This window comes from Trinickia sp. (assembly GCF_035492435.1).
Lineage (GTDB): Bacteria > Pseudomonadota > Gammaproteobacteria > Burkholderiales > Burkholderiaceae > Trinickia.
This window is the reverse complement of record NZ_DATJJF010000042.1, coordinates 24,564-47,115: the sequence shown is the minus strand read 5'-3', so window position 1 is coordinate 47,115 and position 22,552 is coordinate 24,564. Positions and strand designations below refer to the sequence as shown.

Here is a 22,552-nt window from a genome sequence, read left to right as displayed (position 1 = left end):
ATACTGTGTGTGGAATATTGTATATCACCAGCCACACCAATCTCTGCGCCCAAGGAGCAAACACATGGCAGAAGTAGTTGGGACGATCTCCCCGGAAGAGTCCCCGATGACCGATGGTTTCCACCTCGTCATCGACGCACTGAAGTTGAACGGTATCGAGAACATCTACGGCTTGCCCGGTATTCCGGTCACCGACTTGGCGCGTCTCGCCCAAGCCGAAGGAATGCGCGTCATCAGCTTCCGTCACGAGCAGAACGCAGGTCACGCGGCTGCAATCGCTGGCTACCTGACGCAAAAGCCTGGCATTTGCTTGACGGTTTCGGCGCCTGGCTTCCTGAACGGCCTCACCGCGCTGGCTAACGCGACGACGAACTGCTTCCCGATGATCCTGATCAGCGGCTCGAGCGAGCGCGAGATCGTCGATCTCCAGCAAGGCGATTACGAAGAGATGGATCAGCTCGCCATCGCTAAGCCGCACGCTAAGGCTGCCTTCCGCGTGCTGCACGCTGAAGACATCGGTGTCGGCGTCGCACGCGCGATTCGCGCTGCTGTGTCGGGCCGTCCGGGCGGTGTTTACCTCGACCTCCCGGCGAAGCTGCTGGCCGAAGCGATCGACGCCGCAAAGGGTGCCAAGTCGCTGATCAAGGTTGTCGATCCGGCGCCGCGCCAAATCCCTGCACCGGATGCAGTCAAGCGCGCAGTCGATCTTCTGAAGAACGCCAAGCGTCCGCTGATTCTCCTCGGCAAGGGTGCGTCGTACGCGCAAGCCGACAAGGAAGTGCGCGACCTCATCGAAAAGACGGGTATCCCGTACCTGCCGATGTCGATGGCCAAGGGTCTCTTGCCCGACACGCATCCGCAATCGGCATCGGCCGCGCGCTCGTTCGTGCTGGCTGAGTCCGACGTCGTCATGCTCGTCGGCGCGCGCCTGAACTGGCTGCTCGCACACGGCAAGGGCAAGACCTGGGGCAAGCCGAAGCAGTTCATCCAGATCGACATCGCACCGACGGAAATCGACAGCAACGTCGCGATCGCCGCACCGGTGATCGGCGATATCGGTTCGTGCGTTTCGGCGATGCTCGGCGAGATCGGCTCGAGCTTCACGAAGCCGGGCGCAGAGTGGCTGGACGCAGTGGCCGAGCGCAAGAACAAGAACCTCGGCAAGATGGCCGAGACGCTGGCTAAGGATCCGACGCCGATGAGCTTCCACAGCGCGCTGCGCGTGCTGAAGGACGTCGTCAAGGCAAATCCGGACATGCTGTTCGTCAACGAAGGCGCCAACACGCTCGACTACGCACGTGCAGTCATCGACATGTACGAGCCGCGCAAGCGCCTCGACGTCGGCACGTGGGGCGTCATGGGCATCGGTATGGGCTTCGCAGTTGGCGCAGCGGTCGAAAGCGGCAAGCAAGTGCTGGCAGTTTGCGGCGATAGCGCGTTCGGCTTCAGCGGCATGGAAGTGGAAACGATCTGCCGTTACAACCTCCCGATTTGCACCGTCGTGTTCAACAACAACGGTGTGTATCGCGGCACGGACGTGAATCCGTCGGGCGGCGCAGACGTTGCACCGACCGTGTTCGTCAAGGACTCGCGTTACGACAAGCTGATCGAGGCATTCGGCGGCGTTGGCTACCACGTCACGACGACTGCAGAACTCGAGAAGGCTGTGAACGAAGCGATCAAGCTCGGCAAGCCGACCCTCATCAACGCAGTCATCGATGAAACGGCAGGCACCGAAAGCGGCCGTTTGACGAACCTCAATCCGCAAAGCACGGCGAAGAAGTAATCTCGTCTTGCGCAATATGCCCGGATATTTTTAGGAGAGAAACGAAGTGAGTAATCTTCCGCTTAAGGGAATTAAGATCATCGACTTCACGCACGTGCAGGCTGGCCCCGCCTGTACGCAGCTGCTGGCATGGTTCGGCGCTGATGTGGTCAAGGTCGAGCGTCCCGGCTCAGGCGATGTGACGCGTAGCCAGTTGCGCGACATCCCCGACGCTGACGCGCTGTACTTCACGATGCTCAACAGCAACAAGCGTTCGCTGACGCTCGACACGAAGACGCAGCAAGGCAAGGAAGTGCTCGAAAAGCTGATCCAAGAGTCGGACGTGCTCGTCGAGAACTTTGGTCCTGGCGCGCTCGACCGCATGGGCTTCTCGTGGGAGCGAATCAACGAGATCAACCCGAAGATGATCGTGGCGTCGGTGAAGGGCTTCTCGGAAGGCCATCACTACTCCGACCTGAAGGTCTATGAAAACGTGGCGCAGTGTGCAGGCGGCGCGGCTTCGACGACGGGTTTCTGGGACGGTCCCCCGACCGTCAGCGCGGCAGCTCTCGGCGACAGCAACACGGGTATGCACCTTGCGATCGGTATTCTGACGGCCATCATCGGCCGTGAGCAGACGGGCAAGGGCCAGAAGGTGGCGGTGTCGATGCAAGACTCCGTGCTGAACCTGTGCCGCGTGAAGCTGCGCGACCAGCAGCGTCTGGACCGCGTCGGTTACCTCGAAGAGTACCCGCAGTACCCGCACGGTGAGTTCACCGACGTGGTGCCGCGTGGCGGTAACGCAGGCGGCGGCGGCCAGCCGGGCTGGGTGTTGAAGTGCAAGGGCTGGGAAACCGATCCGAACGCGTACATCTACTTCACGATCCAGGGTCATGCTTGGGAGCCGATCTGCCGCGCAATCGGCAAGCCGGAATGGATCAACGATCCGGACTACGCGACGGCCGAAGCACGCCAGCCGCATATCTTCGACATTTTCGCGACGATCGAAACGTGGCTCGCCGAAAAGACGAAGTACGAAGCGGTCGACATCCTGCGCAAGTTCGACATTCCTTGCGCACCGGTGTTGAGCATGAAGGAACTCGCTAACGATGAATCGCTGCGCAAGACTGGCTCGATCGTCGAAGTGGATCACCCGGTCCGCGGCAAGTACCTGACGGTTGGCAGCCCGATCAAGTTCTCGGACTTGCAGCCGGAAATCACGGCTTCGCCGACGCTGGGTCAGCATACGGACGACGTGCTCGCTGAGCTGGGCTACAGCGCTGAGCAAATCGCCGCAATGCGCGATTCGAAGTCGGTTTAACGGTGGCAATTCGGGCGGGCGCGTCGGGCCCGTCCGAATGTACCGAATGAACCTTTGAAGTTGTCCGTTGTGGCGCCCGAAAGGCGTTGCAACGGATTTTTGATGAGCCCCGCCCACGAGGCAACGAGTGGCCAGGAGCAACGACATGCAAACGACCATCGATTTAGACCAGCTGGTCGCGGCCGTCGGTGATGCGATCATCGTTTCCGATTCAGAGGGCAAGATCACGCTCTGGAATCCGGCGGCGGAACGCATATTTGGCTTTACCGAGGAAGAGGCGCTGGGCAAGTCGCTCGACCTCATCATTCCTCAACGTCTGCAAGCTCGTCACTGGGAAGGCTATGAGAAGACGATGCAGACGGGGCAGACGCGTTACGGCAATGACGTGCTGAAAGTGCCTGCTGTGCACAAGGATGGGCGCGCCCTATCGATTGCCTTTACCGTGGCGCTGCTTCATTCCGATTCGGCTCCCGAACAGGTGAGCGGAATCGTTGCTGTCATTCGCGATGAAACGAGCCGCTTTCAGGAAGAGCGCAATTTGCGCAAGCGGATCGCTGAACTGGAGGCTCGCACTGGGGCGTAAGTCGTAAGCCCTGCAAGTGTTACCGGCTGGCGTCCTTCGCCAGAGACTCGACCATTAATCAGGAGGGGCATCCCATGCACGTTGAAATTTTGGGGCCTTACCGGCTCGAGGTAACTGCCAGGCAGCATATCGACAACGGTGGATGGACCGCATTTGCGGCGGTTCACAACGCAGAAGACGACGGCGATACGAAGACGGATTTGTTGCCCGACCGTATCGTTGACGACGCGGTATTCGAAAGCAAGGCGGCTGCTATTGCAGCGGCACGGCGAGCGGCAATCGAGCTCGTCAGTGCGGCCGGCGGACAGGTTTCTGATCACTGAGGCAGCATGTAGTGGTCGGTGATCTGGAATTTATTTAGTAGTGCAAAAAAAAATTATTGAGACTGGTTTCAAGTGGCCGATCCGCTCGATACGAGCGCCTCGTAGAGGCTCGAAGCGGATGCGGCCTCGGCGCAGATAAACGAGTTTAGGAGACTTCAATTGACACAGGCATTAAAGGGTGTGCGCGTTCTCGATTTCACGCACGTGCAGTCCGGACCGACTTGCACACAGTTGCTGGCGTGGTTCGGCGCGGACGTGATCAAGGTTGAACGGGCGGGGGCGGGCGACATCACGCGTGAGCAACTGCGTGACATTCCCGATGCCGACAGTCTCTACTTCACGATGCTCAATCACAACAAGCGCTCGGTGACGGTCGACGCGAAGCATCCTGAAGGCAAGAAGGTGTTGGAGTCCCTGATTCGCCAATGCGACGTGATGGTCGAGAACTTCGCGCCTGGTGCGCTTGACCGGATGGGGCTCAGCTGGGAGCGCATCCAGGAGTTGAACCCACGCATGATCCTTGCATCGGTCAAAGGGTTTGGGCCTGGGCCATTCGAGGACTGCAAAGTCTATGAGAACGTCGCGCAGTGCGTGGGCGGTGCGGCTTCTACAACCGGCTTCGACGACGGCCCCCCCGTCGTGAGCGGCGCGCAGATCGGCGATAGCGGCACCGGGCTCCATCTCGCGCTCGGCATCGTCACGGCGCTCTATCAGCGCACGATGACGGGCCGTGGGCAATATGTTCTCGCGGCGATGCAAGACGCTGTGCTGAACCTGTGCCGCGTGAAGCTGCGCGACCAGCAGCGCTTGGAGCGCACGGGCGTCATGCGCGAGTACCCGCAGTATCCGAACGGGACGTTCGGGACCGCTGTGCCGCGCGCGGGCAATGCATCGGGCGGCGGGCAGCCGGGCTGGGTCTTGCGCTGCAAGGGTTGGGAATCCGACTACAACGCCTACATCTACTTCATTGCCCAGGCGCCCGTGTGGGCGAAGATCTGCAACGTCATCGGCAAGGAAGAGTGGATCACCGATCCCGACTACGCGACCATCGAAGCGCGTTTGCCGCGCCTGAAGGAAATCTTCGCCGAAGTCGAACGTTGGACGATGTCCAAGACGAAGTTCGAGGCGATGGAGATTCTCAATAAGTACGACATCCCCTGTGGGCCGGTGCTGTCGATGAAGGAGATCGCTGAGGACGAATCGCTGCGCAAGACGGGCACGATCGTCGAAGTCGATCATCCGGTGCGGGGCTCCTATCTGACGGTTGGCAATCCGATCAAGCTCTCGGACAGTCCGACTGTTGTCACACGCTCGCCGCTGCTCGGCGAGCACACCGAAGAGGTCATGGCCGAGTTTGGTTTCACGGCCGAGCAAGTGGCGCACTTGCGCTCGGTCGGCGCGATCTGACCTCGGTTCGACGTCGTTCTGACGTCGGTCTGACCACCTAGGCAACTTTTCCTGGCGTTTTCCCCTGATACGGCCGCACGGCGGCTCGATGACCGATTGTCTCGAGCTGCCGTGCGAGCCGTTGTCGTTGGATTGTCAGGCGTTGTCCGGCTTGACCGGTTTGCCGGATAGGCAATTCCCGCATTCGCAGCAATCAGTCACTCACTTTTCTAATCGAGGAGATATCCCGATGACATCGTGGATACGCTTTCAATCGAGCGAGGGGGGCGTCGGCTTCGGCGTACTCGAAGACGACAGCATCGCAGAGTACACGGGCGACATGTTCGGTGACGCGCAGCCGACTGGCGCGCGCCGAAACCTGAAGGATGTGAAGCTTTTGAGTCCATGCGTGCCGAGCAAGGTCGTCGCGTTGTGGAACAACTTTTATGCGCTTGCCGAAAAGCTCGGCAAGGCGCCGCCGACGCATCCGCTTTTCCTTATCAAGCCGCCGATGTCGGTAATCGGTCCTGACGAGCCGATTCGTCGCCCGAAGGCTTATAGCGGCAAGATCGCCTATGAGGGCGAACTCGGCATCGTGATCGGCAAGCGTTGCAGCGACGTCTCGGAGGACGAGGCCGAGCAATACATCTTCGGCTACACCTGCATCAACGATGTCACCGCCATCGAGCTGCTGAACGAAGACCCGAATTTTGCGCAATGGTGCCGCGCGAAGGGCTTCGACACGTTCAGCTGCATCGGTCCCGTGATCCGGCCGCGAGCCGACTTCGACTGGCGCGCCGCGCATGTCAAGACGCACCTCGATGAGACGGAGCGGCAGAACTATCCGCTGTCGGACATGATTTTTACACCTGCTCAGCAGGTGAGCCTGATCTCCCAGGACATGACGCTCATGCCCGGCGACGTCATCGCGATCGGAACGTCTGTCGGCGTCGGCTCGATCAAGGATGGCTCGAGCGTGACCGTGTCGATCGACGGCATCGGCTCGCTCTCGAATGTTCTTTCGGCAAGGGTGTGAGATGACAACAATAATTGCAGTGCCACGCGAGGTCTACGCGGGGGAGCGCCGCGTGGCGGCAACGCCCGATACGGTCGGCCAACTGAAGAAGCTCGGGTATGCCGTGAGAATCGAGGCGGGCGCCGGTGCAGCCGCCTCGTTCGATGACGAAGCCTATCGCGCCGCGGGCGCGGAAGTCGTCGCTGATGCGAGCGCCTTATGGGCCGAGGCGGATGTCGTCATCAAGGTGCGTCCGCCTGCCGTCGAAGAGACAACGCTTTTGAAGCCGGGTGCGACGCTGATCGGTTTCGTCTGGCCGGCACAGAACCCCGCATTGATGACGCAGCTGGCCGAGCGCCGGGTGAACGTGCTGGCGATGGATTGCGTGCCGCGCATTTCGCGTGCGCAAAAGGCCGACGCGTTGAGCTCGATGGCGAACATGGCCGGTTATCGCGCTGTCATCGAGGCCGCGCATCACTTCGGCCGTTTGTTCACCGGACAGATCACTGCCGCGGGCAAGATGCCGCCGGCCAAGATGCTGGTCATCGGTGCGGGTGTCGCGGGCCTGGCCGCCATTGGGGCGGCTCGCGGGCTCGGCGCCATCGTTCGCGCATTCGATACGCGTCCGGAAGTCGAACAGCAGGTCCAGAGCATGGGCGCTGACTTCCTGACGGTCGACATCGAAGAGGAAGGCGGCGGCGGTGGCGGCTACGCGAAGCAAATGAGCGCGGCGTTCATCGAAGCCGAAATGGCGCTTTTCGCCGCGCAGGCGAAAGAGATCGACATCATCGTCACGACGGCGCTCATTCCTGGCAAGCCGGCGCCGAAGCTGATTACGGCCGACATGGTGGCGTCGATGCGGCCGGGCAGCGTGATCGTCGACATGGCTGCCGAGCAGGGCGGCAACTGTGAACTCACGAAACCCAACGAAGTGGTCACGGTCAACGGCGTGACGATCGTCGGCTACACCGATCTGCCGAGCCGGATGGCGACGCAATCGAGCCAGCTCTATGGGACCAACATCCGTCATCTGCTGACCGATCTCACGCCTAACAAAGACGGCGCATTGCGGATCGACATGGAGGATGACGTCATGCGCGGCGCGACGGTCATTCACCAGGGCACTGTCACGTGGCCGCCGCCGCCCCCGAAGCAAGCTGCGATTGCTGTGCACGTCCCGAAGGCGAAGTCGGCCGGGCATGGGGAAAAGGCCGACGAAGAGGCGAATGCGTCGCGCGGGCCGGGCGTCGGGACGTTCGCGTTCGTCGTCATCGCGGCACTGGCATTGCTTGCCCTGGGCGCGGTAGCGCCGCCGGCTTTCGTTGCGCATCTGACGGTGTTCGTGCTGGCCGTGTTCATCGGATACCAGGTGATCTGGAACGTGACGCCTGCACTGCATACCCCGCTCATGAGCGTGACCAACGCCATCAGCGGCATCATCGTTATCGGTGCACTGCTTCAGCTTGGCTCGTCGAATGCGCTGGTGGCGACGCTGGGCGGTATTGCACTCTTCGTTGCCACCATCAACATCGCGGGCGGGTTCCTCGTCACGCAGCGCATGTTGAAGATGTTTCAGCGTAATCAATAAGGAGACATCATGTTGAACGGAATTGGCAACGTCGCGTATCTCGGCGCGAGCACGCTGTTCATCTTGAGCTTGCGCGGACTCAGTCATCCGCTCACCGCACGCAGGGGCAACTTCTACGGCATGCTCGGCATGGTGATTGCGGTGGCGGCCACGCTCGTGATCGCACCGGGTGTCAGTCTCCCGGTCGTGCTGGGCTGTGCTGTAGCGGGAGCGGCGATCGGTGCGCTCCTCGCGCAGCGTGTGGAAATGACGCAGATGCCGCAGCTCGTGGCGATCCTGCACAGCTTCGTGGGTCTTGCCGCGGTGTTGACAGGCGTCAACAGCTATCTTGCGCCGGCAGCGGGCGAGAGTAGCGTGCAGCAGGTGATTCACGAGTGCGAAGTCTATCTTGGCGCGCTGATCGGCATGGTGACCTTCTCGGGTTCGATCATCGCGTTCCTGAAGCTGCAAGGCACGATCGGCGGCAAGCCGCTCGTGCTGCCTGCTCGGCACCTGCTCAACCTCATCGTCGTCGCGGTGTGTATCGTGCTCGGCTACCGCTTCCTGAGCGCGTCGTCGACCGCGGACGGTTTGATCGCGCTCATCTCGATGATCGTGCTCGCCGGCTTGCTGGGCGTGCATCTCGTCATGGCAATCGGCGGCGCGGATATGCCTGTCGTCGTCTCGATGCTGAACAGCTACTCCGGCTGGGCCGCTGCGGCGACGGGCTTCATGCTCGACAACGATCTGCTGATTACGACGGGCGCGCTAGTCGGTTCGAGCGGTGCGATTCTGAGCTACATCATGTGCCGTGCGATGAACCGCAGCTTCTTGTCGGTCATTCTCGGCGGGTTCGGTACAACGAGCGGCGCGAGCGCAGCCCAGATCGAGGGCGAGGTGGTTGCCTCGAGCGTCGATGAAGTCGCTGCGATGCTGCGTGAAGCGTCGGACGTCATCATTGTGCCGGGCTATGGCATGGCCGTCGCGCAGGCGCAATCGACGATCAGCGAAATCACGCGCAAGCTCTCCGCGATGGGTGTACGGGTGCGCTTTGGCATTCATCCTGTCGCGGGCCGGTTGCCGGGGCATATGAACGTCTTGCTTGCTGAAGCGAAGGTGCCCTACGACATCGTGCTCGAGATGGACGAAATCAACGACGACTTCTCCCATGCGGATGTTGTGCTCGTGATCGGGGCGAACGACATCGTCAATCCGGGTGCGCTGGAGGATCCGGCGAGCCCGATCGCAGGGATGCCGGTGCTCGAGGTATGGAAGGCGCGTACGGTCATCGTGTCCAAGCGCAGCATGGCGTCCGGTTATGCCGGCGTCGACAATCCGCTCTTTTACAAGGACAACACGCGCATGCTGTTCGGCGACGCGAAGAAGAGCGTCGACGCCTTGTTGCAGTCCTTGGCCGCCTGACGCCTGGCGATGGCGGTCGCTTGCAGCCGCATGGGTTGCTGCAAGCGACGGCCGGAAGCTGTGGCCGGTTCATGGGCAGTTGGCTCTCCATTGCTTCGTAGTGCGTTCGATCGCGGCTGCATGCCGTGATCGAACGATCAGGATGGTCGAAAACCCGCTGAGTAGATAGATCCGCAGAATGCACTTGCAAAGAGGCGAGAAGGGTGCGTATAATCGCTGGCTCTGCACTTCTCACAGTGTTTTGTTACAAAACGCTGATGAGGGGCGGTAAGAGTAGGTAGGAAGCGGGTAGGTAGGAAGTAAGCGTAGGTAGTAAGAGTTGCTTCAGGGCAGCGGGCAGCTGTGAAAGTTGCCGGCGAGGTTGGCAGAAGAAGTAGTGATTGCCGAACTGCCCTGTGAGTTGAATGTGACGAAAGAAAATACTTCACAAACGACTAGCAACCAGATAGAATATCGTTCTTCGCTTTTGAGGCAAAGGCCGAAACGAAAGCGAAGAACAGCAGTAGAAGTTGAGCAGTAGTAACGACGAAATTTTTGTCCCCTTCGTCTAGAGGCCTAGGACATCACCCTTTCACGGTGAGTACAGGGGTTCGAATCCCCTAGGGGACGCCAGACATCGGTGGATTTCTTGCGTTAGGCAAGAGGTTCGCAGCTCGAGAGACGAGACCGACGCTCTCGAGTATGATGTGGAAGCATGGAGTGGTAGTTCAGTCGGTTAGAATACCGGCCTGTCACGCCGGGGGTCGCGGGTTCGAGTCCCGTCCACTCCGCCAGACAAAGCCCGTTCAGTATTGAGCGAGCTTTTAGAGTAGAAGTTGTAAGCAGTAATTTTGTCCCCTTCGTCTAGAGGCCTAGGACATCACCCTTTCACGGTGAGTACAGGGGTTCGAATCCCCTAGGGGACGCCAGACATCAGCGGTGTTGATGCCTGACGTGCACAAGAGAGCACGAAAGCGCGTGAGACACTGCGTGCAGCGAGACTAACCGACGCTCGCTGCATAGGATGTGAAAGACTGGAGTGGTAGTTCAGTCGGTTAGAATACCGGCCTGTCACGCCGGGGGTCGCGGGTTCGAGTCCCGTCCACTCCGCCAAACGAAAAGCCCGTCGAGCGAAAGTTCGTACGGGCTTTTTTCATAGCTTGTCTTTTATCGCTCCTCGTGAAATGCTGACGGCGCAAGCCCTCATGCATCAGGCCGTCGCCAAGCGGCAGGGCAAATCTCGGTTGCAAGCTGCAGCTTGGTGCCGTACCGTCATTCCGAAATATCCTCTTCGCGCTGCGATGTTCGCTCCGACCGAAGCCCCATCTCCGTTTCACCTGCGTAGTGCCGCGCCCGGTGATTTTCCCTTCGCCGAGGCGCTGACTCGCAACAACATGAACGGCTATTACCAACGTCACGACCTCGTCTGGCGCGCCGATCTGTTTTTCGCGAGCTGGCAGGAGTCTGAAAACTTCATTCTCGAGGCTGGCGACCAAGCAATTGGACTCCTGCGTCTCACCGAGGAGGGCAATTCCCTGCATATTCGCGATGTTCAAATCGCGCCTGGCTATCGGCGTCAGGGGGCGGGCACCTATCTGCTCGAGACGTCGCATCGCTGGGCCCGCGAGCGCGGATTGAGCGAGCTGCAGCTTCGCGTCTTTGTCGATAACCCCGCCGCGCGTCTCTATTTGCGCATGGGCTACCGTGTCGCGGGCCCGCGGCTCACGCAATTCGGTGCGATCCGTCATATGACGCGGCACGTTTGAACGCGGGACAGGCACGTCGCTGGGCACCGAAGGCAACGTCCATCATTCGATCGTATCGACTAGGTAGTGCCCACGCGGCGTGCCGGCATGCATAATTTGCGTTCGGCGAGCGTGACGCGAAGACGGGGAAGGTGCGGGAGAACGCGGTAACGTGCTGCATTTCGTCGATCGAGGCAATATCGGGGGACGAGATTAATGCGACATGTGTTCGTGTACGGCACTTTACGCTCAGGCGAAATCAACGACATAGCGTGCGCCGCAGCGCGCCATCGGATCGATGCGCCGCATTGGATCGGCAGCGCCACGGTGTCCGGGCGGCTCTACGATTTCGGGGCTTATCCGGGGCTCGTGCCCGACGCCGGCGGCCCTGTGCGTGGAGAGGTTTATGCGATTGACGACACCCTCGTGCCCGTGCTCGATGAAATCGAGGAGATTTATCCCGGCGTCGATAGCCTGTTCCAGTCGAGCGAAGTGATCGTCGCGTTGGGGGGCGGCGAGGTGCTGTGCTTGCTTTACGTTGTCGCCGGCGATTCGGTGCAAGGCCTGCCGCGGATCGAGAGTGGCGACTGGGTCCTCCACCGGCTAGCACGCGATGTGGAGCCGGCGATCGACTGAGGCGGCGAAGTGATGAGAACGAAGCGCGGCAGCACGTAGGTGCGCTCGCCGCGCTTGCAGTCTTTAAAGCGCCTCGTAAAGCGGAAGCGTCAGAAACTCGGTGTACTGCTCCGAGGTGGACATCTGCTCGATGATCTGCGCGGCTCGCTCGTAAGTGGCCGTATTACCTCCGACGGCTTTCTTGACGTTGCCCAACTCCTCTTGGATCATCGCGCGCACAAGGTCGACTGTGACCTTCCTGCCGTCGTCGAGCTTACCCTTGGGCGAGCGGATCCATTGCCAGATCTGTGAGCGCGATATTTCGGCGGTTGCGGCGTCCTCCATCAAGTTGTGGATCGGCACGCAGCCATTGCCTGCTAGCCACGAGCCGAGGTAATGAATGCCGACGTTCACGTTGTTGCGCAAGCCGGCCTCTGTAATAGGGGCTTCCGGTCGGAAGTCGAGCAAATCTGCCGCGCTGACGTGCACATCGTCGCGTTGCTTGGCGATCTGATTCGGCCGGTCGCCGAGCACCTTGCGAAACTCTTCCATAGCAACCGCAACGAGCCCTGGATGGGCGACCCAGCTTCCGTCGTAGCCGTCGGACGCTTCGCGAGCTTTGTCGGCACGTACTCCGGCCATCGCCTTTTCGTTCGCTTGTTCATCATGCTTGATCGGGATCAGCGCGCTCATGCCGCCGATCGCCGGCGCGTTGCGTCTGTGGCAGGTCTTCAGCAGATGAAGTGCATAGTTGCGCATGAACGGCACGGTCATCGTGATGCGGGAACGATCGGCAAGGCAAAAGCCCGTGTCGTTCCTGAATTTCTTGATGGCTGAAAAGATGTAGTCCCAGCGGCCCGCGTTGAGCCCCGCGCTGTGCTCGCGCAGCTCATAGAGGATTTCGTCCATTTCGAACGAAGCAAGAATCGTCTCGATCAGCACGGTTGCGCGTATCGTGCCGCGTGCGATCCCGAGCGCTTCCTCAGCCGCGACGAACACGTCGTTCCAAAGGCGCGCCTCGAGATGACTTTCAAGCTTCGGGAGATAGAAGTAAGGGCCGCTGCCCCGCGCGAGCAATGCCTTGGCGTTGTGAAAGAAATAAAGCGCGAAATCGAAGATGCCGCCCGACACGCGCGCGCCATCGACTTTCACATGCTTTTCGTCGAGATGCCAGCCGCGCGGACGCACGATGAGCGTAGCCACCTGATCGTTGAGGTGGTAGCGCTTGCCGTTCTGTTCGAAAGAGAGAGTACGGCGCACCGCCTCCATTAGGTACAGTTGCCCGGTGATCTGGTTGTGCCAGCGTGGGCTGTGTGAGTCTTCAAAATCGCTCATGTACGCGTCGGCACCCGAGTTCAACGCGTTGATGATCATCTTGCGTTCCGCCGGGCCGGTGATTTCGACGCGTCGGCATTCGAGGTCTTTGGGAAGCTGTGCGATTTTCCAGTCGCCCTCGCGAATGGCGCGGGTCTCGGGAAGGAAGTTGGGGCGAAGGCCTGCGGCGAGCAGCTCGGCGCGCGCTGCGCGAGCCCGCAGCAGTTCGCGTCGGCGTGGCTCGAATGTGCGATGAAGATCGGCTACGAATTCGAGCGCTGCGGGCGTCAAGACGGTCTCAAAGCCAGGCTCGATCTCGCCGGCCACTTCGACGCCGGTGGGCAAGGACAGAAGCGGGGTCATCAGTGTCTCCTGGTGCGGTCGGATGCTGCATCGTCGGTTGGGTCACTGCGTCATCGGAGGGTGTTCTGATATGACTACGGGCAAGGCGGCAACAAGGGCATCGGGCGGGTTTTCCATATGCGGGCTGTCCCGTATTTCGAGCGGAAGCGGCGCAGCCGCGCACTACAATCGGAGCTGAAGGCGCGGGCGGTGCGCGCGGGTCGCTGGCGACAACGCGCTCTCGCACAACGCAGTCGACAAGGAGGGCATGGCACTATGTTTAAGCACATCCTCATCCCGACCGATGGTTCGGAACTGTCGCGAAAAGCAGTTGACGGCGCGATTGATCTGGCGCAATCGGTCGGCGCGCGCGTGACGGCCTACGCGTGCCTGCCGCAGTACCCCTACGCAACGTATGCCGACGTCGTTATCGAGCAGCCCGAAGACTTCCTCGCACGTAGCGAGCGCGAGGCCCGCTTGCATCTGCGCGAGGTCGAGGATGCGGCCCGACAAGCGGGCGTCGTCTGCACCTCCCAAACCAGCGTCCACCCGTCTCCTTACTTGGGCATCATCGAGGTGGCCGAGCACGCCGGCTGCGACGTCATCTTCATGGCGTCGCATGGCCGGCGCGGGCTCGGCGGCCTGCTCATCGGTAGCGAGACGCAGCGGGTGCTCACGCACTCGAAGATCCCCGTTCTCGTTTACCGATGAATGACGCCTTGCCCTCGCTCATGCGACCTTCTTGCCGTCGAAGAACTGCTCGTCTTCGGTTGAGCCGTGAAGGGCCGTTGTCGACGCTTCGCGCTCGACCGTCTGCGTGACGGCGTCGAAGTAGCCCGTGCCGACTTCTCGCTGATGCTTGACCGCCGTGAAGCCCTGGTCGGTTGCGGCGAACTCCGCTTCTTGAAGCTCGACGAACGCGCTCATTTGCGTGCGCGCATAGCCGTGGGCGAGGTGGAACATCGCGTAGTTGAGCGCGTGGAATCCGGCGAGTGTGATGAACTGGAACTTGTAGCCCATTGCGCCGAGCTCCTTTTGGAACTTGGCGATCGTCGCGTCGTCGAGGTTTTTCTTCCAGTTGAACGACGGCGAGCAGTTGTAGGCAAGCATTTTGTCCGGGAACTGCTTATGAATCGCCTCGGCGAACTTCTTGGCGAATCCGAGATCCGGCTTGCCCGTTTCGCACCAGAGCATGTCGACATAGGGGGCGTAGGCGAGGCCGCGCGAGACGGCCTGCTGCAGCCCTGGCTTCGTGCGGAAAAAGCCTTCGACGGTGCGCTCTCCAGTCAAAAACGGGCGGTCGTTGTCATCGACGTCGGACGTGATGAGGTCGGCCGCCTCGGCATCCGTGCGCGCGATCAGCACGGTGGGAACGCCGCAGACATCGGCTGCAAGCCGCGCGGCGATCAGTTTCGCGATGTTTTCACGCGTGGGCACGAGCACCTTGCCGCCCATATGACCGCACTTCTTGACCGACGCCAACTGATCTTCGAAGTGCACGCCCGCGGCGCCGGCTTCGATCATCGCCTTCATCAGCTCAAACGCGTTGAGCACGCCGCCGAAGCCCGCTTCCGCGTCGGCGACAATCGGTGCGAAGTAATCGATGTAGCCTTCGTCGCCGGGGTTTTTACCTTCGCACCATTGGATCTGATCGGCCCGTGCAAAGGTATTGTTGATACGCTTGACGACGAGCGGCACCGAGTTGGCCGGGTAGAGCGATTGGTCGGGATACATCTCGCCGGCGACGTTGGCGTCGCCCGCCACCTGCCAGCCCGATAGGTAGATGGCTTTGAGACCGGCCTTCACCTGCTGCATCGCCTGATTGCCCGTCAGCGCACCGAGCGCATTGACGAACGGCTCGGTGTGAACATGTTTCCATAGCTGCTCGGCGCCGCGCCGCGCGAGCGTGTATTCGGGTTGCAACGAGCCGCGCAGACGGACCACATCCTCCGCGCTGAAGCCGCGCTTGACACCTTTCCAACGCGCGTCCGTTTCCCATTGCCGCTGAAGTGCCTGGATCTGCTCTTGACGGGTCATGATGTGCTCCTGGTTGCCTAAGAGGAAACTAAGTCTGCTTGTCGGCCGGTGGTCGACGTGTCTTATATAAGAGTCTAGGCAAACTCGAGGCACGGCAATAGCTGTCTTTGTGGCCTTTATCGGATCAGAAAAGCGTTAAAAATCAGTGGTTTGATTCGATTGTTTTGCAATGTGAAACGTGCTTTTCTATCGCGCAACGCAAATCCTTGTGCCACGCAGCATGCTTTTTGCGACGCAAAAGAAATTTCCGCAATGTGAAATATCGGGAGGGAAAGCGATGGAGGCGAGCTGACCTTGGCGAATTTGGGCAGCGGGCGTGGAAGCGGGAAGTATGCCGACGGAAGCTGGCTTGAGCCAGGGTGTCGGTGCTGGACGGGAGAGGGGGGGCGCAACGCTGCCTGGAATCCGACCGTGGATCAGAGCGCCGACTTTCATCGGCGGCAGCGTTGCTGGGGGGACCTGCCTGGCGCTGACGCGCTCGATCGTTGCAAGGGGCTCGTCGCCGCGTCATTTTCGTCGCAGCGATGAGCCCCATAACATCGATCAGTTGCCACGCCGTGGGCCGCGATCGTTGTCACTGCGACGGCCGCCTGTAGGGGTGCCGCGCGAATTGCCAGACGGCCGGCCGCCCCATCCATTGGCGCTGCGACCGTCACCGCCCGCATGGCTCTTCCCGCGATACTCGCCCGAAGTGCCATTGCCGCGCGTGTTGCTCGAGCCCGTATTCGAGCCGAAGCGCCGACCGCCGCTGCCGTTACCGCCGCCGCTGCCGCTGCCGCGGCGGTTGTTGCCGGGACGCGCTTTGGCGGCCGGTGCCCTGCGCGGTTCGAAGCCTTCGATCACGTTGACGGGAAGCGGCGAGCGCACGAAGCGCTCGATGCGCTTGAGCGCCCCTTGCTCGGCGTGATGGACCAGACTGACCGCCGTGCCCGAACGGCCCGCGCGGCCTGTGCGACCGATGCGGTGAACATAATCCTCGGCAAATTTCGGCAAGTCGTAGTTGAACACGTGCGTGATGCCGGGGATGTCGATGCCGCGCGCCGCGACGTCGGTCGCGACCAGGACCCTCACGCGGCGCTCGCGCAGCGCCTTGATCGTCCGGTTGCGCGCGCCTTGCGGGAGGTCGCCATGCAGTGCCGCAGAGGCGAAACCCGCATCGGCGAGACGACCGGCGATCACATCCGCGTCGTTTTTGGTCGCGGTGAAGATGATGGCCTGATCGAGGGCGGTGTCGCGCAGCAAGTGGTCGAGCAGGCGGTCCTTGTGATCGCGGTCATCCACGTAGTGAACGGTCTGCGCAATATTGGCGCGCGATTCGGGGCGCTGCTGGATCTCGATGCGCTCGGGATCGCGGAGCAGACGGCCCGTGAGCGAACCGATCTTGCCGTCGAGCGTGGCCGAGAAGAGCATCGTCTGGCGTGAGGCAGGCGTAGCGGCGACGATCGCATCGATGTCGTCGATAAAGCCCATGTCGAGCATGCGGTCGGCTTCGTCGAGCACGAGAATCGACAATTCCGACAGGTCGATGCGCCCGCGCTGCAGGTGATCGAGGAGGCGGCCCGGCGTGGCCACCAGAATCTCCGGATTTTTTGCGAGCAACATCAATTGCTGGCCATAGGCGACGCCGCCCAGAATGCTGACCGTGCGCAGGCGGCGCAGATGCTTTCCGTAGGTCGACGCCGCGGTTGTCACCTGCATCGCGAGCTCGCGTGTCGGCGTGAGCACCAACAGGCCCGGCTTGGCGACAGGCGGGCCACGGCGTGCGCGGCGATCCCCGCCCGCTTCGCGCGGGGCTGCCGGCGCTTTTTGCATTTGAGCGAAGCGCTCGATCGCGGGCAGCATAAATGCGGCCGTCTTGCCCGAACCGGTCGGACTCGAAACGAGCAGATCTCGTCCCGCAATGCCTGCCGGGATGGCCTGCTGCTGGACCGGAGTCGGCGTGACATAGCCGGCGGCCGTCAGTGCTGAAACGATCGCGGGTGACAGGCCAAGGCTCGTGAAGCCCGATTCGGCGGTCGCGGGATCAGCCTGTTCATCGGCTGCGGCGGCTGCCGGGGCGTTATCGAGACCCAGTGCGCGTTCAGCGATTGCGTCCAGCATAGAGGCGCTAGGGGAGGTTGAGCTGCTCGAAGTCATGCAAGTCCTTAAGACATTGGGAAACAACGTCGGCGCCAATCGACATCACCCGAGTCGTGGGATTCGGCATGCAAGCGTACAGCGAGCAAATCGAAAAAACGGGGGCAGCCCGCTGACAGCGGCGAGCTATGCATTAGAAGCTGTATCGAAGCGGAATACCTTGAAAGTATTGCCGCAGCCTGAACAAGACGGTCCGTAGGACCTAGGCGGAAGGGACAGGTTCTAAACTGGATTGGAGCGAAACGTACTGAGCGTCCGGCGCAGTGCAAGTCGACGACGACCTGCGCTTTGACGAAACGCAAGGCGCGAGTATATCGGCTTCTGCCGCGGCGCGCCACAGCGACTTGACTTCACCGGCAATTTTCGCGTCTCGCGCGGGAATAGCGCTCTACACGCGCAGTCGCATACCCTTGAAGCAGAATTCCGGTTCGTCTTCAATGACTCGCGCCGCTTTTGAGCGACTGGACGAGTTCGACGTACTGCTCCTTGGCCTGCTCTTGGCCCATGCCTTTGAGCGAGGCCCAAGCCTCGTACTTGTATTTGCCGACGATGTCCGCAAAGCCCGGTTTTTCGCCGTGCGCGTCGCCGTGTGTGGCTTGCTTGAACAGGGCATAAAGCCGCAGCAGCGTCATGTTGCCCGGCTTTTCCGCTAGCGCTTTGACGTCGATCTGGGCCGATTCAAACCGTGCATCGAGCGTGCTCATGAGATTGTCCAGATTGGAGCGATAAGACGGCCGATCATACAGGTCGCTGCCGTGGAAAGCCTGGAGCAGTGCCTCCAAACCGACAACCGCCGGCGCGCACAGGGTCGCGCTTCGCTGTGCGTGTTGGCAGACAGTGAGTAGAGCGCGGGCGCCGCATTACAATAGCGTCCATGACCCGGACTGTCTTGCTTGCTATTGATACCTCGACCGAGTATTGCTCGGTCGCGTTGCTTTCCTCGGACGAACGCCACGCTTCGGCGTCGCCGCCCATCTGGAGCCGTCACGACGCCACTGGCGCCGTTTCGAGCGCGCGCGTGCTGCCCGCCGTGCGCGAATTGTTCGACGAAGCGGGGCTCTCGCTCGCCGATTGTTCCGCCGTTGCATTTGGCGCCGGGCCCGGCTCGTTTACCGGCTTGCGTACCGCAGCGGGTGTCGCGCAGGGGCTCGCGTTCGGGCTCGGTGTGCCGGTCGTGCCGGTCGGCACACTGCTGGTATGCGCGGAAAGCGCCCGCCTGCGCGATACGACGGCCTCGCGAGTGCTCGCCGTGCTCGATGCGCGCATGGATGAAGTCTATTGGGCCGATTACGGATGGGATGCTGTTCAAGGCGAATGGGCGGTGTTGTCTCGACCGTCACTGGCGGCGCCGGATGCGCTCGTCGCTCCGCCGTCAGCCTTTACGCTGGCGGGCAATGCCGCTGCGGCGTTTGGCGAGCGCCTACCCGTCGCCTCGGCTGCCCACGTTGTCGACCATGAGGCCGTTCCGCACGCCGTGCCGCTTGCACACGTCGCATTGCGTGCCTATCGCGCCGGCCGAACGGCGCCGGCCGAGCAGGCCGCGCCCGAGTACATCCGCGACAAGGTGGCGCAGACGACGGCAGAGCGGCTCGCTGCGCGCACGGTCTCTAACGGAGAGTTGGCCCGATGAGCGGTGTTTTGCTGGCCGACCGGTACCTGTCGCCGATGACGGAGATTGACCTCGACGAAGTCGCGATCGTCGAGCGTGACGCCTACGAATTTCCATGGAGCCGCAACAACTTCGAGGATTCGCTGCGCAACGGCTATTTCGGTGTCTGTCTGCGGCATGTGACCGGCGCGCTGATGGGCTATTGCGTATTGATGCCCGTCGTCGACGAAATGCATTTGCTCAATTTGTGCGTCGCACCGCGAGCGCAGCGTACGGGCGCGGGCCTTGCGCTCTTGCGAGAAGCGGTGCGTATTGCGCGCGGCGAGGGGCTCTGCGGCATGCTGCTCGAGGTGCGACCGTCGAACTTGCGTGCTGTGCATCTCTATCAGCGCTTCGGCTTCGTCACGATCGGCTGCCGCAAGAACTACTATCCGGCACGGCACCGGGGCCGCGAAGACGCGCTCGTCATGCGATTCGGATTTGAAATGGAGGGGCAGCATGGCGCTCGATGAAGCCGTCCTCGAAACGTTGGGACTGGCACCGTTGTGGGTGCGGCGCGGCTCGAGCGAGACCGTGACTGCACACGCGGACGCCCCGCTGCAGGACGGCACGAGTGCCGCGGGCGCTTCTAATGCCGCTCATGCTGCTCGTATCTTTGAGCAATCCGGGGCGGCCGCTGACGGGGCGCATACGCCTTCGTCAAGCAAGCCGGCAAGTCTCGACACAGGCGGCAGGAAAGAAGACGCTGATTCAACCGACGCGAGGCGCGTCGCGGTGGCGCGAGATGCCGTACTGCCCGATGTCGCAGCAGATGTGCCGAGCTCGACGCATATCGACGTTGATCGCGCGCTCACATCGGCACCTGCCGCCGCAATCGAACCTGCGCCGCCAAGCAACGTCGACAGGGCACAGTCCGTCGAGGCGCTCGATTGGGCGGCGCTCGAAGCGCGCGTCGCCGGCTGCGAACGCTGCCGCCTTTGCGAGAATCGGACGAAGACGGTGTTTGGCGTGGGCGATCGCGAGGCCGACTGGATGTTGATCGGCGAAGCACCCGGTGAGAACGAGGATAAGCAGGGCGAGCCCTTCGTGGGGCAAGCTGGCAAGCTGCTCGACGGCATGCTGCATGCGCTGGGTCTTGCGCGCGGCAACAACGTCTACATCGCGAATGTCGTCAAATGCAGGCCGCCGGGCAACCGCAATCCCGAACCCGATGAAGCGGCGAGCTGCGAACCCTACTTGCAGCGCCAAGTGGCACTCGTCAAGCCGAAGCTGATCGTGGCGCTGGGACGTGTCGCCGCCCAGAATCTGCTGAAGACGGACGCCAGCATTTCTTCGTTGCGCGGGCGTGTTCACCGGTACGAGGACGTGCCCGTCGTCGTCACCTATCATCCCGCGTATTTGCTGCGTAGCTTGCCTGACAAAGCCAAGGCGTGGGTCGACCTGTGCCTCGCGCGTGAGGCGTACCGGCAGTCGCTCGCGCAACGGGCCGGCCAATGAATCAGCACGAGCCGGCCGCGCAGACAGCCGCGCTCGAAACGTTGCTTGACAACGTCCGCGACAGTACGGTGCGCGACCTTGCGTGGCTCCTTTTCAGTCGGTCGCTGCTACGCGAGCAGCCGCCGCTCGGCAAAGTCGCCCGCCCCTTCGAAACCGCAGACGAGGCGGCTGCCGTAGAGGCGTGGCTCTTGGCCCTCGATCGCGACGCACAGCCGCTGCGAGAAGCGATGGCTGCCTCCCGGCCGACGAGGCTCGGCCGCTACGCCGAGTGCCTGTTGGCGTACTTCCTCACCCAGGGTCCGGCGCCGCGGCTGATCGCGGCCAATGTGGCATTGCGCTCGGCGGGCCGAACCATCGGGGAATGCGACTTTCTTGTCGAGTCGGCGCTCGGGCGTCGAATGCATTGGGAGCTTGCCGTCAAATGCTATCTGCACGTGGGCGGCGATCGAGGGGCGCTTGCCGACTATGTCGGGCCAAACCTGCAAGACCGGTTCGACGTCAAGCTCGCCCGTCTGCTCGACCATCAGCTGCCGCTGTCGGCACGCGACGAATTTGCTTCACTCGGCCATGCCGGCCCGTGGGAGGCGCAGATGTTCGTCAAAGGCTGGCTCTTTTACCGATGGGAGGAAGGGCGAAGCCATTCGCTGCGCGGTGCGCCCGATGCCGTTGATCCGCTTCATGCACGCGGTTTCTGGGTGACACAGGGGCAATGGCTGAGCTTCGCTGAATCGGTGCGCCTATCGGCGGCGCAGTCGGCGCCGCAATCGCGGGCGCAATGCGGACCGGCTGTTGCATGGTCTGTGCTGCCGCGCCTTGCGTGGCTCGCGCCGCGGCGGCTCGCCATGGGCGGTGATGACGGAGAGGTCGACCTCAATGCGGCGCACTCGCTTGCCGAGCGTTTAGCGCTAAGTGGTCCGACGATGGTCGCGGCGTTCTTGCCTGAGGAGGGCGAGGGCGGCGAAGGCGACGGCGCCCCAGCGACTTGGCGAGAATACGCACGCGGCTTCGTGGTTCCCGACGATTGGCCGCAGCACGCCGAGGCCTTCGCGACGGGCGCCTACCACCAACGGTGAAAGTGATGGAGCGGCCCGACGCCGCTGCCCACTTGGAGCCGCTCGCTTTGCTTCAAGGCGTCGAGCAGGTAAGCCTTGGCATCGCTAATGGCGCTAGGGAGATCGGCGCGCTGTGGCGTGAGTGCGGCGATGGCCGACGAGAGCGTGCACCCGGTGCCGTGCGTGTTCGAGACGGCAATGCGCGGCCCATCGAAGCGCCGCGCGCCGCTGCCGTCGATGAGCCAATCCGGGCTGTCGGATGCAGCAAGGTGGCCGCCTTTCATCAGCACCGCGCGTGCCCCGAGCGCGCGCAGCGCCTCGCCTTGGCGCAACATGTCGGCCTCATCGCCCGCCGGTGCCACGCCGAGCAGCGCACCGGCCTCCGGCAAATTCGGGGTGACGAGCGTGGCGAGCGGGAGCAGCTCCTCGCGCAGGGCGGCGATCGCATCGGGCTCGAGCAGCGCATGCTGGCTCTTGGAGAGCATCACCGTGTCGAGCACGATACAAGGCGGCTGGTAGCGCGCTAACGCGGCGGCGACCGCACGCACGACAGCGGCGTTGGCCAGCATGCCGATCTTGACCGCGTCGATGCGGATATCGCTGAGCACAGCGTCGAGCTGCGCCGCGACGAACGCCGCATCGGGGGTGTGAATGGCTGTCACGCCGCGCGTGTTTTGCGCGGTGAGCGCGGTGATGACGCTCGCGCCATAAGCGCCGAGTGCTGAAAACGTCTTGAGATCGGCCTGGATACCGGCGCCGCCACCTGAATCGGATCCGGCGATCGTGAGGACGTTGGGAATAGAACGGGGCATGGCACGGCCTGCAAAAGAACGAAAGGTGTCGA

The 22,552-nt window shown here is 62.1% G+C and carries 20 protein-coding genes and 4 tRNA genes; 19 read left to right on the top strand and 5 right to left on the bottom strand.

All coding sequences use genetic code 11. The features are described from left to right. The first annotated feature begins 64 nt into the window (after window positions 1–64). The 14 genes from oxc (at window position 65) to VL598_RS03680 (ending at window position 11,742) form a co-directional block, all read left to right on the top strand. On the top strand, window positions 65–1,786 hold the full coding sequence (gene oxc, locus VL598_RS03745) for an oxalyl-CoA decarboxylase (RefSeq protein WP_325325358.1): 1,722 nt from the start codon (window positions 65–67) through the stop codon (window positions 1,784–1,786). Window positions 1,787–1,832: 46 nt separating this feature from the next. Further along, complete coding sequence (gene frc, locus VL598_RS03740; RefSeq protein ID WP_325325357.1) at window positions 1,833–3,086, top strand: formyl-CoA transferase; 1,254 nt, start codon at window positions 1,833–1,835, stop codon at window positions 3,084–3,086. Window positions 3,087–3,231: 145 nt separating this feature from the next. Next, a complete protein-coding gene (locus tag VL598_RS03735; RefSeq protein ID WP_325325356.1) occupies window positions 3,232–3,669 on the top strand; it encodes a PAS domain S-box protein in 438 nt (145 codons plus the stop codon). Window positions 3,670–3,743: 74 nt separating this feature from the next. Next, complete coding sequence (locus tag VL598_RS03730; protein ID WP_325325355.1) at window positions 3,744–3,992, top strand: hypothetical protein; 249 nt, start codon at window positions 3,744–3,746, stop codon at window positions 3,990–3,992. Window positions 3,993–4,151: 159 nt separating this feature from the next. Further along, entirely contained in the window at window positions 4,152–5,399 is a 1,248-nt protein-coding gene (frc, locus tag VL598_RS03725) for a formyl-CoA transferase (RefSeq protein ID WP_325325354.1), read from the top strand. A gap of 229 nt (window positions 5,400–5,628) precedes the next feature. Further along, on the top strand, window positions 5,629–6,414 hold the full coding sequence (locus VL598_RS03720) for a fumarylacetoacetate hydrolase family protein (RefSeq protein WP_325325353.1): 786 nt from the start codon (window positions 5,629–5,631) through the stop codon (window positions 6,412–6,414). Window position 6,415: 1 nt separating this feature from the next. Further along, window positions 6,416–7,981 carry a Re/Si-specific NAD(P)(+) transhydrogenase subunit alpha gene (locus VL598_RS03715; RefSeq protein WP_325325352.1) on the top strand — a complete coding sequence of 522 codons (1,566 nt, stop codon included), beginning with the start codon at window positions 6,416–6,418 and terminating at the stop codon, window positions 7,979–7,981. Between the two features lie 9 nt (window positions 7,982–7,990). Then, window positions 7,991–9,382 carry an NAD(P)(+) transhydrogenase (Re/Si-specific) subunit beta gene (locus VL598_RS03710; protein WP_325325351.1) on the top strand — a complete coding sequence of 464 codons (1,392 nt, stop codon included), beginning with the start codon at window positions 7,991–7,993 and terminating at the stop codon, window positions 9,380–9,382. A gap of 536 nt (window positions 9,383–9,918) precedes the next feature. Next, a tRNA-Glu gene (locus VL598_RS03705) sits at window positions 9,919–9,994 on the top strand. 84 nt (window positions 9,995–10,078) lie between these two features. Then, window positions 10,079–10,155, top strand: a tRNA-Asp gene (locus VL598_RS03700). Between the two features lie 59 nt (window positions 10,156–10,214). Next, a tRNA-Glu gene (locus VL598_RS03695) sits at window positions 10,215–10,290 on the top strand. A 107-nt stretch (window positions 10,291–10,397) separates the two neighbouring features. Next, a tRNA-Asp gene (locus tag VL598_RS03690) sits at window positions 10,398–10,474 on the top strand. Window positions 10,475–10,662: 188 nt separating this feature from the next. Further along, a complete protein-coding gene (locus VL598_RS03685; RefSeq protein ID WP_325325350.1) occupies window positions 10,663–11,127 on the top strand; it encodes a GNAT family N-acetyltransferase in 465 nt (154 codons plus the stop codon). 195 nt (window positions 11,128–11,322) lie between these two features. After that, the gene (locus tag VL598_RS03680; protein ID WP_325325349.1) at window positions 11,323–11,742 is read left to right on the top strand and encodes a gamma-glutamylcyclotransferase family protein; all 420 of its coding nucleotides are present in this window, start codon (window positions 11,323–11,325) and stop codon (window positions 11,740–11,742) included. 63 nt (window positions 11,743–11,805) lie between these two features. Here VL598_RS03680 and aceB read toward each other — a convergent pair whose 3' ends face one another. Further along, window positions 11,806–13,398, bottom strand: a complete 1,593-nt coding sequence (gene aceB / locus VL598_RS03675) for a malate synthase A (RefSeq protein ID WP_325325348.1) — start codon at window positions 13,396–13,398, stop codon at window positions 11,806–11,808. Between the two features lie 255 nt (window positions 13,399–13,653). On the opposite strand from aceB, the gene VL598_RS03670 reads away from it, so the two are divergent. After that, on the top strand, window positions 13,654–14,088 hold the full coding sequence (locus VL598_RS03670) for a universal stress protein (RefSeq protein ID WP_325325347.1): 435 nt from the start codon (window positions 13,654–13,656) through the stop codon (window positions 14,086–14,088). An 18-nt stretch (window positions 14,089–14,106) separates the two neighbouring features. Here VL598_RS03670 and aceA read toward each other — a convergent pair whose 3' ends face one another. The 3 genes from aceA to VL598_RS03655 all read right to left on the bottom strand — a co-directional run bounded on the left by aceA (window position 14,107) and on the right by VL598_RS03655 (window position 18,254). Then, on the bottom strand, window positions 14,107–15,414 hold the full coding sequence (gene aceA, locus VL598_RS03665) for an isocitrate lyase (RefSeq protein ID WP_325325346.1): 1,308 nt from the start codon (window positions 15,412–15,414) through the stop codon (window positions 14,107–14,109). 543 nt (window positions 15,415–15,957) lie between these two features. After that, window positions 15,958–17,550 (bottom strand): DEAD/DEAH box helicase, encoded by a 1,593-nt coding sequence (locus VL598_RS03660; protein WP_325325345.1) that lies wholly within the window; start codon window positions 17,548–17,550, stop codon window positions 15,958–15,960. Between the two features lie 434 nt (window positions 17,551–17,984). Continuing rightward, the gene (locus VL598_RS03655) at window positions 17,985–18,254 is read right to left on the bottom strand and encodes an acyl-CoA-binding protein (protein WP_325325344.1); all 270 of its coding nucleotides are present in this window, start codon (window positions 18,252–18,254) and stop codon (window positions 17,985–17,987) included. 170 nt (window positions 18,255–18,424) lie between these two features. On the opposite strand from VL598_RS03655, the gene tsaB reads away from it, so the two are divergent. The 4 genes from tsaB to VL598_RS03635 are packed head-to-tail and all read left to right on the top strand — an operon-like array spanning window position 18,425 to window position 21,729. Further along, on the top strand, window positions 18,425–19,180 hold the full coding sequence (gene tsaB, locus VL598_RS03650; protein ID WP_325325343.1) for a tRNA (adenosine(37)-N6)-threonylcarbamoyltransferase complex dimerization subunit type 1 TsaB: 756 nt from the start codon (window positions 18,425–18,427) through the stop codon (window positions 19,178–19,180). After that, window positions 19,177–19,671: a ribosomal protein S18-alanine N-acetyltransferase gene (rimI, locus tag VL598_RS03645; protein ID WP_325325342.1), complete on the top strand. Its 495-nt coding sequence runs from the start codon at window positions 19,177–19,179 to the stop codon at window positions 19,669–19,671. Before tsaB ends, rimI begins: the two co-directional genes overlap by 4 nt. Then, the gene (locus VL598_RS03640; protein WP_325325341.1) at window positions 19,658–20,656 is read left to right on the top strand and encodes a uracil-DNA glycosylase; all 999 of its coding nucleotides are present in this window, start codon (window positions 19,658–19,660) and stop codon (window positions 20,654–20,656) included. Before rimI ends, VL598_RS03640 begins: the two co-directional genes overlap by 14 nt. Continuing rightward, window positions 20,653–21,729: a DUF1853 family protein gene (locus VL598_RS03635; protein WP_325325340.1), complete on the top strand. Its 1,077-nt coding sequence runs from the start codon at window positions 20,653–20,655 to the stop codon at window positions 21,727–21,729. The genes VL598_RS03640 and VL598_RS03635 overlap by 4 nt, the downstream gene beginning before the upstream one ends. Here the strand turns inward: VL598_RS03635 and thiD are convergent. Next, window positions 21,714–22,520 (bottom strand): bifunctional hydroxymethylpyrimidine kinase/phosphomethylpyrimidine kinase, encoded by an 807-nt coding sequence (gene thiD / locus VL598_RS03630; protein ID WP_325325339.1) that lies wholly within the window; start codon window positions 22,518–22,520, stop codon window positions 21,714–21,716. The two genes, VL598_RS03635 and thiD, sit on opposite strands and share 16 nt — an antisense overlap. Window positions 22,521–22,552 lie beyond the last annotated feature (32 nt).

Coding starts and splice junctions, on each gene's coding strand:
- VL598_RS03730 (WP_325325355.1), top strand. CDS start 3,744: ATGCACGTTGAAATTTTGGGGCCTTACCGGCTCGAGGTAACTGCCAGG.
- VL598_RS03640 (WP_325325341.1), top strand. CDS start 19,658: ATGGCGCTCGATGAAGCCGTCCTCGAAACGTTGGGACTGGCACCGTTG.
- VL598_RS03735 (WP_325325356.1), top strand. CDS start 3,232: ATGCAAACGACCATCGATTTAGACCAGCTGGTCGCGGCCGTCGGTGAT.
- rimI (WP_325325342.1), top strand. CDS start 19,177: ATGAGCGGTGTTTTGCTGGCCGACCGGTACCTGTCGCCGATGACGGAG.
- aceA (WP_325325346.1), bottom strand. CDS start 15,414: ATGACCCGTCAAGAGCAGATCCAGGCACTTCAGCGGCAATGGGAAACG.
- VL598_RS03680 (WP_325325349.1), top strand. CDS start 11,323: ATGCGACATGTGTTCGTGTACGGCACTTTACGCTCAGGCGAAATCAAC.
- VL598_RS03670 (WP_325325347.1), top strand. CDS start 13,654: ATGTTTAAGCACATCCTCATCCCGACCGATGGTTCGGAACTGTCGCGA.
- aceB (WP_325325348.1), bottom strand. CDS start 13,398: ATGACCCCGCTTCTGTCCTTGCCCACCGGCGTCGAAGTGGCCGGCGAG.
- VL598_RS03720 (WP_325325353.1), top strand. CDS start 5,629: ATGACATCGTGGATACGCTTTCAATCGAGCGAGGGGGGCGTCGGCTTC.
- VL598_RS03715 (WP_325325352.1), top strand. CDS start 6,416: ATGACAACAATAATTGCAGTGCCACGCGAGGTCTACGCGGGGGAGCGC.
- VL598_RS03660 (WP_325325345.1), bottom strand. CDS start 17,550: ATGACTTCGAGCAGCTCAACCTCCCCTAGCGCCTCTATGCTGGACGCA.
- oxc (WP_325325358.1), top strand. CDS start 65: ATGGCAGAAGTAGTTGGGACGATCTCCCCGGAAGAGTCCCCGATGACC.
- VL598_RS03710 (WP_325325351.1), top strand. CDS start 7,991: ATGTTGAACGGAATTGGCAACGTCGCGTATCTCGGCGCGAGCACGCTG.
- VL598_RS03635 (WP_325325340.1), top strand. CDS start 20,653: ATGAATCAGCACGAGCCGGCCGCGCAGACAGCCGCGCTCGAAACGTTG.
- tsaB (WP_325325343.1), top strand. CDS start 18,425: ATGACCCGGACTGTCTTGCTTGCTATTGATACCTCGACCGAGTATTGC.
- VL598_RS03655 (WP_325325344.1), bottom strand. CDS start 18,254: ATGAGCACGCTCGATGCACGGTTTGAATCGGCCCAGATCGACGTCAAA.
- thiD (WP_325325339.1), bottom strand. CDS start 22,520: ATGCCCCGTTCTATTCCCAACGTCCTCACGATCGCCGGATCCGATTCA.
- VL598_RS03685 (WP_325325350.1), top strand. CDS start 10,663: ATGTTCGCTCCGACCGAAGCCCCATCTCCGTTTCACCTGCGTAGTGCC.